This is a genomic window from Zobellella sp. An-6, assembly GCF_052487945.1.
The window spans coordinates 2,898,398-2,913,622 of record NZ_CP199259.1 but is presented as its reverse complement, the minus strand read 5'-3'; the positions used below and the strand labels follow the sequence as shown (position 1 = coordinate 2,913,622).

Annotated in this window: 14 protein-coding genes; 8 read left to right on the top strand and 6 right to left on the bottom strand. The window is 63.8% G+C overall.

Annotated features, from left to right (window positions below; all coding sequences use genetic code 11):
• Positions 1-60: 60 nt before the first annotated feature.
• Positions 61-480, top strand: a complete 420-nt coding sequence (locus tag ACT7DK_RS13610) for a YeeE/YedE family protein (RefSeq protein WP_445400029.1) — start codon at positions 61-63, stop codon at positions 478-480.
• Between the two features lie 2 nt (positions 481-482).
• Entirely contained in the window at positions 483-926 is a 444-nt protein-coding gene (locus ACT7DK_RS13605) for a DUF6691 family protein (protein ID WP_445400027.1), read from the top strand.
• A 163-nt stretch (positions 927-1,089) separates the two neighbouring features.
• Here ACT7DK_RS13605 and bcp read toward each other — a convergent pair whose 3' ends face one another.
• Entirely contained in the window at positions 1,090-1,557 is a 468-nt protein-coding gene (bcp, locus tag ACT7DK_RS13600; RefSeq protein WP_445400025.1) for a thioredoxin-dependent thiol peroxidase, read from the bottom strand.
• Positions 1,558-1,574: 17 nt separating this feature from the next.
• Entirely contained in the window at positions 1,575-2,102 is a 528-nt protein-coding gene (locus ACT7DK_RS13595; RefSeq protein ID WP_445400023.1) for a glycine cleavage system protein R, read from the bottom strand.
• 130 nt (positions 2,103-2,232) lie between these two features.
• Between ACT7DK_RS13595 and dapA the strand changes: the two genes are divergently transcribed.
• From dapA to ACT7DK_RS13580, 3 genes are all read left to right on the top strand, one after another.
• Positions 2,233-3,120: a 4-hydroxy-tetrahydrodipicolinate synthase gene (gene dapA, locus ACT7DK_RS13590; RefSeq protein WP_445400021.1), complete on the top strand. Its 888-nt coding sequence runs from the start codon at positions 2,233-2,235 to the stop codon at positions 3,118-3,120.
• 4 nt (positions 3,121-3,124) lie between these two features.
• Positions 3,125-4,117 carry an outer membrane protein assembly factor BamC gene (gene bamC, locus ACT7DK_RS13585; RefSeq protein WP_445400019.1) on the top strand — a complete coding sequence of 331 codons (993 nt, stop codon included), beginning with the start codon at positions 3,125-3,127 and terminating at the stop codon, positions 4,115-4,117.
• A gap of 101 nt (positions 4,118-4,218) precedes the next feature.
• Positions 4,219-6,567 carry a DNA polymerase II gene (locus ACT7DK_RS13580; RefSeq protein ID WP_445402354.1) on the top strand — a complete coding sequence of 783 codons (2,349 nt, stop codon included), beginning with the start codon at positions 4,219-4,221 and terminating at the stop codon, positions 6,565-6,567.
• 18 nt (positions 6,568-6,585) lie between these two features.
• Here the strand turns inward: ACT7DK_RS13580 and ACT7DK_RS13575 are convergent, their stop codons facing one another.
• From ACT7DK_RS13575 to ACT7DK_RS13560, 4 genes are read right to left on the bottom strand one after another with little or no spacing between them, the layout of a single operon-like run.
• Positions 6,586-6,801 (bottom strand): hypothetical protein, encoded by a 216-nt coding sequence (locus ACT7DK_RS13575; protein ID WP_445400017.1) that lies wholly within the window; start codon positions 6,799-6,801, stop codon positions 6,586-6,588.
• Positions 6,802-6,804: 3 nt separating this feature from the next.
• Positions 6,805-7,479 carry a M15 family metallopeptidase gene (locus ACT7DK_RS13570; RefSeq protein WP_445400015.1) on the bottom strand — a complete coding sequence of 225 codons (675 nt, stop codon included), beginning with the start codon at positions 7,477-7,479 and terminating at the stop codon, positions 6,805-6,807.
• Positions 7,476-8,609, bottom strand: coding sequence for a succinyl-diaminopimelate desuccinylase (gene dapE / locus ACT7DK_RS13565; protein WP_445400013.1), 1,134 nt, complete (start codon positions 8,607-8,609; stop codon positions 7,476-7,478). The genes ACT7DK_RS13570 and dapE overlap by 4 nt, the downstream gene beginning before the upstream one ends.
• Positions 8,610-8,620: 11 nt before the next feature.
• On the bottom strand, positions 8,621-8,971 hold the full coding sequence (locus ACT7DK_RS13560) for an ArsC family reductase (protein ID WP_445400011.1): 351 nt from the start codon (positions 8,969-8,971) through the stop codon (positions 8,621-8,623).
• 221 nt (positions 8,972-9,192) lie between these two features.
• On the opposite strand from ACT7DK_RS13560, the gene ACT7DK_RS13555 reads away from it, so the two are divergent.
• From ACT7DK_RS13555 to adhE, 3 genes are all read left to right on the top strand, one after another.
• A complete protein-coding gene (locus tag ACT7DK_RS13555) occupies positions 9,193-10,278 on the top strand; it encodes a GGDEF domain-containing protein (RefSeq protein ID WP_445400009.1) in 1,086 nt (361 codons plus the stop codon).
• Between the two features lie 108 nt (positions 10,279-10,386).
• Positions 10,387-12,084 (top strand): NAD-dependent malic enzyme, encoded by a 1,698-nt coding sequence (locus ACT7DK_RS13550; protein ID WP_445400007.1) that lies wholly within the window; start codon positions 10,387-10,389, stop codon positions 12,082-12,084.
• A gap of 373 nt (positions 12,085-12,457) precedes the next feature.
• Positions 12,458-15,124: a bifunctional acetaldehyde-CoA/alcohol dehydrogenase gene (gene adhE / locus ACT7DK_RS13545; protein WP_445400005.1), complete on the top strand. Its 2,667-nt coding sequence runs from the start codon at positions 12,458-12,460 to the stop codon at positions 15,122-15,124.
• Positions 15,125-15,225 lie beyond the last annotated feature (101 nt).

The window sequence follows — 15,225 nt, the reverse complement described above, 5'->3', positions numbered from 1 at the left end:
TATTGCTAAATAAAGTGGGTGTTGTATCATTAGTTCATACTAATTTAATGGAGTGACCTGATGACCATAGTGAACTTCACCCCCTGGACCGCCTTGCTGGGCGGCTTTTTGATCGGCGGCGGCGCCCTGCTGCTCTTGGTCGTCGGTGGTCGTATCGCCGGCATCAGCGGCATCGTTGCCGGCATTGGTGGTCAGCCCGACAAGGGCTGGCGTATCGCCTTTGTCGCCGGCCTGGTGCTGGTGCCCTTTGTCCTGTTCGGTAGCGGTCTGGCCGAGGCGCCGTCTCTGGAACGGTTTTCGGTGCTCAAGTTGGTGCTGGCCGGCCTGCTGGTAGGCATAGGTACCCGGCTGGGAAATGGCTGCACCAGCGGTCACGGCATCTGCGGCATAGGCCGTTTCTCGCCCCGCTCCATCGTCGCGACCCTGGTGTTTATCGCCGCCGGTATCGCCACCGTCACCCTGCTTGGCTGGGGAGCTTGACCATGCTGATGCTGATCGCGTTGCTGTCCGGCGCCCTGTTCGGACTGGGGCTGGTGGTGTCCGGCATGATAGATCCGGTCAAGGTGCTGGGTTTTCTCAACCTGTTTGGCGATTGGGATCCCAGCCTGGTGCTGGTGATGGGGGGCGCGCTGGCCGTCTTTGCCCCCGGTTACTTGCTCTGGCGCAAGGGCCACAGTCGCTGTGTGCTGGGCACCGAACTGCCCAAGGTACCGGCGCCGACCATAGACGCGCGGCTGGTCGGCGGGGCGCTGATCTTCGGCATCGGCTGGGGATTGGCGGGGCTCTGCCCCGGGCCGGCCATTGGCCTGGCGGGCAGCCTGCAATGGCAGGCCGGACTCTTTATCGCCGCCATGGTGGCCGGCTTCTGGCTGGTGGGACGCCTGACGGCAGCGGGAAGCACGGCGGCTGGAAGCGGGAAGCCGTAAGCTTGAAGCCGATCGCGCCGTCGATTGATACCGTGAATGCATCAACCAAATAAGAAGGCTGCGCACCCTTGGCAAGGGGTCCGCAGCCCTTATCATTTGCTTCCAGCTTCCAGCTTCCAGCTTCCAGCTTCCAGCTTTCAGCTTTCAGCTTTCAGCTTCCAGCCTACGCCTGGTTCAGGTAATCCAGCACCACCTGGTGGTGATCCTTGGTCTTGAACTTGTCGAACACCCTGGCCACCTTGCCCGCCTCGTCGATGAGGAAGCTGATGCGGTGGATGCCGTCGTACTCCTTGCCCATGAACTTCTTCGGCCCCCAGACCCCGAAGGCGTCGGCCACGGTGTGATCCTCGTCGGACAACAGGGTGAAGTTGAGATGGTCTTTTTCCTCGAACTTCTTGAGCCGGGACACCGGGTCCGGGCTGATGCCAAGCACCACCACGCCCCGGGCTTCAAGCTCGGCCCGGCTGTCGCGCAGGCCGCAGGCCTGTACCTTGCAGCCGGGGGTCATGGCCTTGGGGTAGAAATACACCAGCACCTTTTTACCCTGGAACTGGTTCAGGCTGACCGGGGCGCCGTTCTGGTCGGACAGGGTAAAGGCCGGGGCCTGGCTGCCTTCTGGGAGATAAGTCATCTGCGCTTTCCTGTGGGTTATTTGCGTTTAAGGCGAAAGCTGTGGTGTTCGCACTCCAGCTCTCGGCACAACTGAGAGAAGGTGTCTTCCGCCTCGCCATCGGCCAGCCGTTCGGGAAGGTTGAGCTGAAAATGGGCGCGAAACTTCCCGACCTCGTCGCCGGACAGGGTCTGGCTCTGCATCGCCTGGATGTCCCAGCCCCGGTCGCTGAAGAACTGGGTGCAGCGGTTGACGATGCCGGGCCTGTCGGTCAGCACCATCTCCACGTCGGCGCTCAGGGCGTAACTGGGCTGGCTCAGTACCTGGGTGCGCTTCATCATGGTGATGAGCTCCTGACTCTGCCCGAACAAAGGCAGGGTGGTCTCAAGCCGGGTGATCTGGTTCCAGCTACCGGACAGCAGCAGGATAAAGGTGAACTCGTTGCCGAAGATGCCGAGCCGGCTGTCGACGATGTTGCAGCCGCAGTCGGTGACGTGGCGTGCCACTTCGTTCACGATACCGGGTCTGTTTTCGCCTATGGCGGTCACCACGAGATGATGGGTCATCGGCGGTCCGAAGGGTCAGTGGAAGAGAGTGGCCATGGTAGCACAAATCGAGGGGGGCTCCAGCGCCTCTCTTGTATTCCGCCGGTGCCACCACTACCATACGACCACTTGAAACCTAACGGGATTTTCCATGTTAAGCGGCAGCATAGTGGCCTTGGTCACCCCGATGACGGCACAGGGCGAAGTCGATTTCACCAGCCTGCGCCGGCTGGTCGACTATCACCTGGCCTGCGGCACCGGCGCCATCGCCGCCATGGGGACCACCGGCGAGTCGCCGACCCTGGCCACCGACGAGCACCTCGAGGTGGTAAGGGCCGTGGTAGAGCAGGCCGAGGGCCGGCTCCCGGTGATTGGCGGTTGTGGCTCCAACGATACCCGCCAGGCCATCCGCCTGAGCCGTGCCATGGAGGAGATGGGGGTCACGGCGGGACTCTCCGTCACGCCTTACTACAACAAGCCTTCCCAGGCCGCGCTCAGGGCCCATTATACGGCCATCACCGAGGCCAGCGGCCTGCCCCAGATCCTCTACAACGTGCCGGGCCGCACCGGTTGCGACCTGCTGCCGGACACCGTGGGGCGGCTGGCGGAACTTGCACCGGTTATCGGCATCAAAGAGGCCAGTGGCCGGCTCGAGCGGGTCGGCCAGTTGAAGAGCTGCTGCGGGGACGACTTCCTGCTGCTCAGCGGCGACGACCACCTGGCGCTCGACTTTGTCCGCCTGGGCGGCCACGGGGTGGTGTCGGTCACCGCCAATGTGGCCGCGGCCGAGATGGCGGCCCTGTTCAGGGCGGCCCTGGCCGGAGACTGGCCGGTGGCAGAAGCCCTGCAACGACGGCTGTTGCCGCTGCACCAGGCTTTGTTTTGTGATACCAATCCCATACCGGTGAAATGGGCCTGTGCCGAGCTCGGGCTTATCGCATCACCAATGCCGCGTTTGCCCCTGATCCCCCTGGACGCTCCGGGGAGAAAACAGCTGAGGGAAGCGTTAGTTAAAGCGGAGTTAATAGGGCGTGGATAAACCTTTGAATTCAAAAAAGATGGTAATGGGCCTGTTGGCCATCAGTGTACTGGCGGGCTGCAGCAGCCCGGAAACCCGCAGCCAGGCCAACCGCGGCTTCGACTACGAGGGCGAAAGCCTGAGAAGCACCCCGCTGCTGATCCCGGCGGGGCTGGAGGCCCCGGCCTTCAACAACGAATACGTGGTGCCGGCCCTGTCCGAGCGGGCCCAGCGTGGCGTGACCGGCCGGGCTCTGGACATCCGCCCACCCACCCAGGTGCTGCCCCTGGTGCGCGGCTCTGAAGCCATGGACGGGGGCTCCGGGCTCTGGTTCTACCAGCAGCGGCTGGATCAACCCCTGGAGCAGGAGCTGAGCCAGGCGCTGGAAGCGTTCTTCGCCGCCCAGCAGGCAGAGCCCGGCCGCGATGGGCAGGGCTGGCAGAGCAATGGCCGGCCCATCGGCAACGCCGACCAGCAGTTCCGCTGGCAGTTGGTGCCGGACGCGGTGCGGCGGGCGGTGGCGGTGCAGGTTAATGCGCTGAGCGGTGAGGGCCTGGCCCAGGATCGGCAGCGAGCGGAAGCCGCCATGCTCAATGCCTTTTCCCTGGCTTACCAGCGCGAGTTGACCCAACAGCAGGATTTGCTGGACCGCAGCCCTATCGCCCTGGAATGGGATCAGCCGCAAGGCCGACTGCTGGCCGCCGAGGGTTATGACCGTACCTGGAAGCGGATGATCACCCTGCTGCCCCAACTGGGGTTCGAACTGACCAACCGTCAACAGGCGCTGGGCTATGTGGACGTGGACTACGATGGCCTGAGCGACTCTGCATGGCGTGAGCTGGGCCTGCCGGAGCTGGATATTCCCGAGCAGGAGTACCGCATCCAGCTCGGCGATCTGGGCAATCAGAGCAGCATCACCCTGAGCGACAAGGATCGGATACCGGTGTCGTCCGAGGTGCTGGGCGATTTTGCCGCCACCCTGAGCGAGGCCTTCCAGCGCACCGATCTGATCCGCTGAGGCGAACCTATTGCCACTGGATTGAAGGGCCGGCAGGCCCTTTTCTATTATCACGCCCGTCACAAGGAGATTCCTCCTTGTTCTTCCTTATAATGGGTCCCATGAACCAGATAGAGCAGGGCTTTATCCTCAGCCGCCATAGTCGGGATCTCCGGGGGCGCACCGAAATCTGCTACTGGCTCTGCACCGAGCGGGGCCCGGTGCGCCTGCTGCTGGCCGGCGAGCGGCCGCTGTTGATGGTGCCGGTGCAGGCGCAGGGGGAGTGCCAGCGGTTGCTGGCGACGGCGGGCATCGACTACCGGTGGGCCGAGCCCGGGCTGCAGAATTTCGAGCACCAGCCGGTGGCGGTGCTTTATTTCTCCACCATAGCGGCACACCGGGCGGCGGCGGAGTGGCTTCGGCGGGAAGGGGTGGCGGTATACGAAGATGATTTCCGCCTGCATGAGCGCTTTCTGATCAGTCGCTTTATCCGTGGCAGCGTGGCCTTTGTGGGTCAGGAGCAGCGGCGGGACGGCTACCGCCAGTTCAGCGGCGTCCGGCTCAAGGCGGCCGACTGGCAGCCGCGCTTTCGGGTGCTGTCGCTGGACATAGAGTGCTCGGCCCGGGGTGAGCTCTACTCCATCGGCCTCTACGGCGAGGATCTCGCGCGGGTGCTGATGATAGGCGAGCCCGAGCCCGCCGCCACCGACATCCGCTGGTTGCCCGGCGAGCCGGCCTTGCTGCAGGCGCTGGAGCAGGAGCTGCAGTCCCATGATCCGGATATCGTCATCGGCTGGAACCTGGTGGGCTTCGACTTCCGCATCCTGCTGGCGCGGGCGGCCTTCCATGGCCTGCGGTTGCGCCTGGGGCGGGGCGGGGAAGAGGCTCGTCTCAGGGAGCAGAGCCAGACCGGCCAGGTCTTCCTCACCCTGCCCGGGCGGGTGGCCATCGACGGTATCGACGCACTCAAGACCGCCTGTTACCAGTTCGACAGTTTCAGCCTGGAGCATGTGGCCCAGACGCTGCTGGGCCGGGGTAAGCAGACCGAGGACGTGGCCAACCGGCTGGCGGCCATCCAGCACGACTTTCGCCACAACAAACCGAAACTCGCCGCCTACAACCTGGAGGATTGCCGGCTGGTGTGGGATATCTTCGAGCATACCCGGCTGCTCGATTTCCTGCGCCTGCGCAGCCAGCTCACCGGCCTGGAGCTGGAGCGGGTGGGCGGCTCGGTGGCGGCCTTCACCCAGGTCTACCTGCCCCACCTGCACCGGGCCGGTTTCGTGGCGCCCAACCTGCCCGCCGGCGGCGGCCTGGCCAGCCCCGGCGGCTATGTGATGGACTCGCGCCCGGGGTTGTACCGCCATGTGCTGGTGCTGGACTTCAAGAGCCTGTATCCCTCCATCATCCGTACCTTCAAGATAGATCCCCTCGGCCTGGTGCTGGGACTCGAGGAAGAGGATGCCATCCCCGGTTTTCGCGGCGGGCGCTTTTCCCGTCATCACCACTTCCTGCCGGCCATTATCGAAGGGCTGTGGCGGGAGCGGGATCAGGCCAAGCGGGAGCGGGACGGCCCCCGCTCCCAGGCCATCAAGATCTTGATGAATTCCTTCTACGGGGTGCTCGGATCCGGCGGCTGCCGCTTTTTTGATACCCGACTGGCGTCGTCCATCACCCTGCGCGGCCACGAGATCATGCAGCAGAGCGCCCGCTGGATCGAAGACGAAGGTCACGAGGTGATCTACGGCGACACCGACTCGGTGTTCGTGCTGCTGGAAGGGGGTCATGACGAGGCCTCGGCCAGCCGCGAGGGACGGCGGCTGGCAGCCCTGGTTAACGACGGCTGGCGGGAAAAACTGGCTGCGGAGCTGCAACTCGAGAGCTTTCTCGAACTGCAGTTAGAAAGCTATTTCGCCCGCTTTCTGATGCCCACCATCCGTGGCCGGGAGCAGGGCTCGAAGAAGCGCTATGCGGGACTGCAGTTGAAAAACGGCGTGAGCAAGCTGGTGTTCAAGGGCATGGAAACGGTGCGCTCCGACTGGACGCCCTTGGCCCAGCAGTTCCAGACCGAACTGTACCGACTGGTGTTCGCGGACCGGGATCCCAGCGACTTCATCCGCCTGACCCTGGTCCAGACCCTGGCCGGCGAACGGGATGCGGAGCTGGTGTACCGCAAGCGGTTGCGCCGGCCCCTGGCCCAGTACGTGAAGTCGCTGCCGCCCCAGGTGCGGGCGGCGCGTCTGGCCGATGAGCACAATGCCCGGCGGGGCCTGCCGTTGCGCTACCAACACAAGGGGGTGATCCGTTACCTGATCACGGTGAACGGCCCCGAGCCCGAAGAGTATCGCCGGTCGGCCATCGACTATCAGCACTATATCGACCGCCAGCTGAAGCCGGTGGCCGATGCCATACTGCCCTTCGCGGGCCTGAGTTTCGATGCCCTGAGCGGGCAGCAGCTGGGATTGTTTTGACGAGCCAATCCCCAATCCCTATTTCTTATCCTTGTCATCGGGGTGGTAACTGCCCGGGGGCACGCCCCAGTCGTCGTCCTTCTTGCGTTCTTCCTCGTCGTCCCATTGACGCAGTTTCATCTTGTCGCGATTTTTCTGCACGGTTTTTTCAATCTGCTTGGTGTCCTTGAGGGCGCTGACGAAGAGGCCGACAAGGAACAGCAGGGGCAGGGCGATCCAGAGCCAGACGCTCATGGTTTACTCCTCGGTGGTGGGACGGATAAAGCGGGCGAAAATTTCGTCCAGTAACTTAAGGATATGCGTTTTTCCGGCAACCGGCCGGGTACGGATGGCCTCGGCCACCAGGTCCGGGGTCAGGGCGGCGGCGCAAGCGCCGGCCAGGGGACGGTAGCTCAGGTGCCAGGGCTCCATGGCCACGCCGCCGCCATCCCGGGCAAAGGGCAGGTAGAAGCCGAAGCGGCCCATGTTGGCCTGCAGCCACCGGCTGAGCGGGTAAAAATAGCCCCCTTCCTGATACTCCCAGGGCTCCAGCCGCAGCCTTTGTCCCGGCGGCAGCAGGGTCGGATCGTAAACGTCCAGATCCGTGCCCCAGTGGTGGCGGCTAGTGCCGGGCAGGGCGCTCCAGCGCAAGATGGCCAGGATGCGCTCCGGCTCCGGCAGGGCGAGGGCGTCCAGTGGCCGGCTGTCCGCGTCCAGCAGCGGGCGGCTGCCCTCGAACTTGCCGTTCCAGATGGCGAGCTGGCGGTCGAAGCCGCGAAAGCTCGAGGCCGGGGTCAGGGCAAAGCCCGCCCCGGCCGCCGCCGCCTGCAGGGCGGCGAAGGCCGCCGCCGCTTCCGGCTGCAGCCGGTGGCCCGGCTCGGCCAGTGCCACCAGGTGGTCCTCGGTCAGGCCGAGCAGGGCCTCGGGGGTCATGCCAGCAGGCGCTCCAGTATGCCTTCGTACATGTCGGTGAGCTGCTCCAGATCGGCGATTTTCACGCACTCGTTGAGTTTGTGAATGGTGGCGTTGACCGGCCCTAGCTCGATCACCTGGGCGCCGGTCTGGGCGATGAAGCGGCCGTCGGAAGTGCCGCCGGTGGTAAGCAGGGCCGGCTCCTGGTGGCGCACCGCCTGTACCGCCGCCACCGTGGCTGCCAGCAGATCGCCCTGGTCGGTGAGGAAGGGCTTGCCGTTGAGCAGCCAGTGCAGTTCGTAGTCCAGGCCATGGGCGTCGAGCACGCTGTGTACCCTGGCCTGGATCTTGTCCTGGTCCAGCTCGGTGCTGAAACGGAAGTTGAACTGCACCTTCATCTCGCCGGGAATGACGTTGGAAGCGCCGGTGCCGGCCTGGATGTTGGCGATCTGGAAGCTGGTGGGCGGGAAGAACTCGTTGCCCTTGTCCCAGACGGTGTTGGCCAATTCGGCCAGGGCCGGCGCCGCCCGGTGCACCGGGTTGTCCGCCAGGTGCGGATAGGCCACATGGCCCTGCACGCCCTTGACCAGGAGATCGCCGGTGAGGGAGCCGCGGCGGCCGTTCTTGACCACGTCGCCCACCTCGCTGGTGGAGGAGGGCTCGCCCACCAGGCACCAGGTGATTTTCTCGTTACGGGCTTCGAGGGTGTCCACCACCCGGGTGGTGCCGTTGATGAAGGGGCCTTCTTCGTCGCTGGTGATCAGGAAGGCGATGGAGCCCTGGTGGTCCGGATGTTTGGCGACGAAGCGCTCGGTGGCCACCACCATGGCGGCCAGCGACCCCTTCATGTCGGCCGCGCCCCGGCCGTGCAGGTAGCCGTCGATCTCGGTGGCCTCGAAGGGCGGGGTATGCCACTTGTCGAGCGGGCCCGGTGGCACCACATCGGTATGGCCGGCAAAGCAGAACAGCGGGCCCTCGCTGCCCTTGCGGGCCCATAGGTTGGTGGTGTCCTCGAACACCATGGTTTCGAGCTTGAAGCCCAGGGCTTCGAGGCGCGCGCCCATCAGCTCCTGGCAGCCTTCGTCTTCGGGGGTGACCGAGGGGCGGTTGATCAGTTCCTTGGTCAGGGCCAGCACGGCAGAGTCAGTCATTGTTGTCCTTATCAGGTGTTGAATAAGCGCGAGTAAAGCTCGGCATTAAAGCCCAGGTGCAACTGGCCATCGAGTTCCAGCAGGGGGCGCTTGATCATGGCCGGATGGGCCAGCAGCAGGGCGGCGGCGGTGTCCGGGCCCAGGGCCGCCCGGTCGGCCTCCGGCAGGGTGCGGTAAGTGGTGCCGCGCTTGTTGACCAGCTGCTCCCAGCCCAGCTGGTCGAGCCAGTGGTCGAGCATGAGCGGGTCCAGGCCATCGGCCCGGTGATCGATGAAGCGGTAGTCGATGCCCTGCTGCTCCAGCCACTTGCGGGCCTTCTTGACGGTGTCGCAGTTCTTGATGCCGTAAAGTCTGATGGTCATGAAGATGTCCTGTGATTGCGTGGGCGGGATTTTGGCACTTAAGCCCCGGGCCTGCAACCGGCCTGGGCGGGAGGCCAAAATACACTGGCGCATCCTGCGGGCTTTGGGTAGTGTTAGCGTTTTTGCACTTCCTGTCGCAGCCGCACCGGTGCCGGACCAGGCACTGCCCGAGGCACTTCGATTCAGTTCGCCGTTTAACGAGAAATAAAAAGGGGTATGGGTTGGAACTCAAGGAATACTGGAGCGATAGCTGTCACTCCCGGGATTTTAAGCTCACCCGCATCGGATTTGTCGCCATTCGTTTCCGCTGGCTGGTCGCCCTGCTCATCATCGGCATCGCCGGCTGGATTGCCGTCGACTGGTGGGTGCTGGATCCGGCTCACTTCAAGCTGTTGTGGAAGGTGCGCCTGATCACCGGCGTGATGCTCACCCCGCTGCTGCCACTCAGCTACCTGTGCAAGCTCAACCGCCGCTGGATGATCTTGTCCATCTATGCCCTGCTCGGCATCCTGCTGGCCTTCAATTTTGTCGGCCTTTGGAGTTTCCGGGACGGGGTGCCCATCCCCGTGGGTTATATCGCCTTTCCTTATTTCCTGCTGGCATTGCTGGGGGTGCTGCCGCTGCCGATCAAGTCGGGCCTGCGGGTGGCGGCGGTCATCACCCTGGCGGTGCTGGCCACCGACTACTGGCTCGACTCCCGCAGCCTGAGCAACGGCGATCTGGTGGACAGGGTATGGCTACTGCTGGCCTTCAGCCTGGCGATGATCTGGGTGCAGGCGGGGCAACTGCGCATGCTGCTCGATCTCTACCGGGAGTCGACCCGGGATCCCCTGACCCGGCTGATGAACCGCCGGCTGTTCGTGCGCCAGCTGGAGGAGGTGCGCCACCACAGCAGCCTGGACAGGCCCTATACCCTGATCCTGCTGGATCTGGATCGCTTCAAGCGCATCAACGACGACCAGGGCCACCTGATGGGGGACGAGGTGCTGGTGAGCGTGGCCAACACCATCATGGACATCTTCGGTCCCGAGGCCATAGTGGCGCGCTACGGCGGCGAGGAGTTCATCGTGCTGCTGCCCGAAACCCCGCTCGAGCAGGGGGCGCGCCAGGCCGAGACCTTGCGGCTGGCGGTGGAGTCCCAGCCGGTGGAGAATCCGCTGGACCAGAGCGAGGTCTCGGTCACCGTCAGTGCCGGCGTGGTGGAGGGAAGGGACGACAGCCAGGTGCAGGAGCTGTTGCGCCAGGCGGACGAGGCGCTCTACGGCGCCAAAAGCCGGGGCCGTAACTGCGTGGTATCGTTGCGTTGATCCCTGCGCCTTGGTGGTGGTCTGGAAGGGGGGCTTGGCTTATACTGCGCCCAGCCCCCATAACCCCAATAAGACCCACCCAGGGATTAAAACAAAGCGAGATGTCTTATGCCCAAAGAGCATCAAGAAAAACGAGCCCTATATGTACCCTATGCAGGCCCGGCCCTGCTTGAAACCCCCCTGCTGAACAAAGGCAGCGCCTTCAACAAGGCAGAGCGGATCGCCTTCAACCTCGACGGCCTGCTGCCCCACAATATCGAATCCATCGAAGAGCAGGCCTCCCGCGCCTACAAGCAGTACACCGCCTTCCAGAACGACCTCGACAAGCACATCTACCTGCGCAATATCCAGGATACCAATGAGACGCTGTTTTATCGCCTGGTGCAGAACCACCTGACCGAGATGATGCCCATCATCTATACCCCGACCGTGGGGCAGGCCTGTGAGGAGTTCTCCAACATCTACCGTCGGGCCCGGGGGCTGTTCATCTCCTATCCGGATCGGGAGCGCATCGACGACATCTTGCAGAACGCCACCAAGCGCAACGTCAAGGTCATCGTGGTGACCGACGGCGAGCGCATCCTGGGCCTGGGCGACCAGGGTATCGGCGGCATGGGCATTCCCATCGGCAAGCTGTCCCTGTACACCGCCTGTGGCGGTATCTCTCCGGCCTACACCCTGCCGGTGGTGCTGGATGCGGGCACCAACAATCCGCAACTGCTGAAGGATCCCATGTACATGGGCTGGCGCAACCCGCGGGTGACCGGGGAAGAATACGAGCAGTTCGTGGATGCCTTCATCAAGGCGGTGAAGCGCCGCTGGCCCAACGCCCTGCTGCAGTTCGAGGATTTCGCCCAGAAGAACGCCATGCCCCTGCTCAACCGCTACAAGGATGAGCTGTGCTGCTTCAACGACGACATCCAGGGCACCGCCGCCGTGACCCTGGGGTCGCTTATCGCCGCCTGCCAGGCCAGTGGCAGCAAGCTGTCCGAGAAGAAGGTGGCCTTCCTCGGCTCCGGCTCCGCCGGCTGCGGCATCGCCGAACAGATAGTGGCGCAGATGAAGGCAGAGGGCCTGAGCGATGCCAAGGCCCGGGAACGGGTGTTCATGGTGGATCGCTTCGGGCTTATCACCGACAACATGCCCAACCTGGTGGACTTCCAGCGTCCTCTGGCCCAGTCCCTCGACAATATCCGGGACTGGCAGGTGGCGGGCGAGAACATCTCCCTGCTGGAAGTGATGCAAAACGCCAGGCCCGACATCCTGATCGGGGTGTCCGGCCAGCCGGGACTGTTCACCGAGGAGGTGATCAAGACCATGCACGCCCACTGCGAGCGGCCCATCGTTTTTCCCCTGTCCAACCCCACCTCCCGGGTGGAGGCGACACCGGAAGACATCATCAACTGGACCGATGGTCAGGCCCTGGTCGCTACCGGCAGCCCCTTCGCGCCGGTGGAGTACAAGGGCAAGCGGTATGAAATCGCCCAGTGCAACAACTCCTACATCTTCCCCGGCATCGGCCTGGGCGTGCTGGCCTGCGGTGCCCGCCGGGTCACCGATGCCATGCTGATGTCCTCCAGCCGGGCCCTGGCGGCCTGCTCGCCCCTGGCCCAAAACGGCGAGGGCGCCCTGTTGCCGCCGCTGGCGGAGATCCAGGAGGTCAGCCGGCAGATCGCCAAGATGGTGGCCAAGACCGCCCAGTTGCAGGGCCAGGCGCTGCAGACCTCCGACGAGGTGCTGGAGCAGGCGATAGAAGCCAACTTCTGGCGGCCCGAATACCGCAAGTACCGCCGGGTGTCCTTCTAAGGCTCCGCGGGTTCGGTCACACAAGGCATGCTCCGGCATGCCTTGTTATTTTCCTACCTTATTCTTTATTACCCATCGTTATTACTGACCTTTTGTCAATTCGCCGGCAACGTCTGATCACTCCCAGAATAGCCGTCCCTGTTGCCTCTTCGTACCGTCGTTATAGACAAGCCTGCAGAGACCTTGAACAGGCTCTAAGTCAGTCTGGGAGTTTCCGGTTTCTTTTTGTAATTTAATTACGTAACTGAGTGAAATGCTGATCCGGATCAATACCCACTAAAGGGTATCTCCTACACTGGTATCAAATCTTTGGTTAAGCCCTCGGGCTCAGGTTTTAGCCAAGGTTTTTTATTTTTGAGTGAGGAGTATCCCTATGGCCGTTTCAACCCTGCAAGAGCTGGACATCCTGGTGGCCCGCGTCAAGGCAGCCCAGCACCGCTATGCCGGCTTCAGCCAGGAGCAGGTGGACAAAATCTTCCGCGCCGCGGCCCTGGCCGCCAACAACGCCCGTATTCCGCTGGCCCAGCAGGCGGTGGCCGAGACCGGCATGGGCCTGGTGGAAGACAAGGTGATCAAGAACCATTTCGCCTCCGAGTACATCTACAACAAGTACAAGGACGAGCGCACCTGCGGCGTGCTGGAGGAAGACAGCGACTTCGGCATCCTCACCATCGCCGAGCCGGTGGGCCTGATTTGCGGCATAGTACCCACCACCAACCCGACTTCCACCGCCATCTTCAAGGCGCTGATCGCGCTCAAGACCCGCAACGGCATCATCTTTTCGCCCCACCCACGGGCCAAGGGCGCCACCTGCGAAGCCGCCCGCCTGGTACTGCAGGCCGCGGTCGAGGCCGGCGCGCCGCGCGACATCATCGGCTGGGTAGACAGCCCCTCGGTGGAGTTGTCCAACCACCTGATGCAGCACCCGGACATCAACCTGATCCTGGCCACCGGCGGACCCGGCATGGTGAAGGCCGCCTATTCCTCCGGCAAGCCGGCCATCGGCGTGGGCGCGGGCAATACCCCGGTGGTGATCGACGAATCCGCCGACATCAAGCGGGCGGTGGCGTCCATCGTGATGTCCAAGACCTTCGACAACGGCGTGGTCTGCGCCTCCGAGCAGGCGGTGATCGTGCTGGACGAGGTCTATGACCAGGTCAAGGCCCGCTTCCAGAACCACGGCGGCTATGTATTGCCGAGTGCCGACGCCGACAAGGTACGGGCGGTGATCCTCAAAAACGGTGCCCTCAACGCCGATATCGTGGGCCAGCCGGCCCAGGCTATCGCGGCCATGGCGGGGGTGGAGGTGCCAGCCAGCACCCGTATCCTGATCGGCGAAGGGCTGGCCATCGGTCACGATGAGCCCTTCGCCCATGAAAAACTGTCGCCGACGCTGGGCATGTTCCGCGCCCGCGATTTCGCCGAGGCCCTGGACATGGCGGAGCAGATGGTGATCCTGGGCGGCATCGGCCACACCTCCACCCTCTATACCGATCAGGATCTCAACGCCGAGCGCATCCGCCAGTTCGGCGATCGGATGAAGACCGCCCGCATCCTGGTCAATACCCCGGCTTCCCACGGCGGCATCGGCGATCTGTACAACTTCAAGCTGGCGCCGTCCCTGACCCTGGGCTGCGGCTCCTGGGGGGGCAATTCCATCTCGGAAAACGTAGGGCCCAAACACCTGATCAACCGTAAAGTCGTGGCCAAGAGGGCGGAAAACATGCTGTGGCACAAGCTTCCCAAGTCCATCTACTTCCGCCGGGGCTGCCTGGCCGAGGCGCTGACCGATCTGGGCGGCAAGCGCCGGGCCATGGTGGTGACCGACTCCTTCCTGTTCAACAGCGGTTACGCCGACAAGGTCGGCCGCCTGCTGAAGCAGCAGGGCATGGAAGTGGAGGTGTTCCATGAGGTGGAAGCGGATCCGACCCTGGCCACGGTACGCAAGGGGGCCGAACGCATGCTGCGCTTCCAGCCCGACGTCATCGTTGCCCTGGGCGGTGGCTCCCCCATGGACGCGGCCAAGATCATGTGGGTGATGTACGAGCATCCCGACACCCACTTCGAAGAGCTGTCCATGCGCTTCATGGACATCCGCAAGCGCATCTACCGTTTCCCGAAAATGGGTGCCAAGGCGGCCATGGTGTGCATCCCCACCACCTCGGGCACCGGCTCGGAAGTGACCCCCTTCGCGGTGGTGACCGACGACCAGACCGGCATCAAGTATCCGCTGGCGGACTACGAGCTGACCCCGGACATGGCCATCATCGATGCGGATCTGGTGATGAACCTGCCCAAGTCCCTGACCGCCTTCGGCGGCCTGGATGCGGTCACCCACGCCCTGGAGGCCTATGTGTCGGTGCTGGCCAACGAGTATGCCGACGGCCAGGCGCTGCAGGCCCTGACCCTGCTGAAGAACCATCTGCCGGCGGCCTATCACAAGGGGGCCCAGGATCCGCAGGCGCGGGAGAAGGTGCACAACGGCGCCACCCTGGCCGGTGTGGCCTTCGCCCAGTCTTTCCTCGGGGTCTGCCACTCCATGGCCCACAAGATTGGCGCCGAGTTCCACCTGCCCCACGGCCTGGCCAACGCCCTGCTGATCAGCAACGTCATTCGCTACAACGCCAATGACAACCCGACCAAGCAGACCGCCTTCAGCCAGTACGACCGGCCCCAGGCCAAGTGCCGCTACGGCGAGGTGTCGGTGCACCTGGGCCTGGCATCGCCTGCCGACAGCGGCAGTGCCAAGGTGGAGAAACTGGTGGCCTGGCTGGACGGCCTGAAGGCCGAGCTGGGCGTGCCGGCCTCCATCCGGGAGGCCGGGGTCAACGAGGCCGACTTCCTGGCCAAGCTTGACGAACTGGCCATCGCCGCCTTCGACGATCAGTGCACCGGTGCCAACCCGCGCTACCCGCTGATCACCGAACTCAGGCAGCTGTTGCACGACAGCTTCTACGGCCTGGCCTACCAGGAAGGGGTGGAGCGCGAGCCGGACGCCTGCAAGAGCAATGTGAAAAAGCTGAAAACCAAGGCGGGTTGAATCCCGACTTTAAATCGGAAAAACGTCGGCTTCGCCGGCGTTTTTTTGTTTTTAGTCACAAGCGAAACGCTAACCCACTGATCCTAATAGTACTACATCGG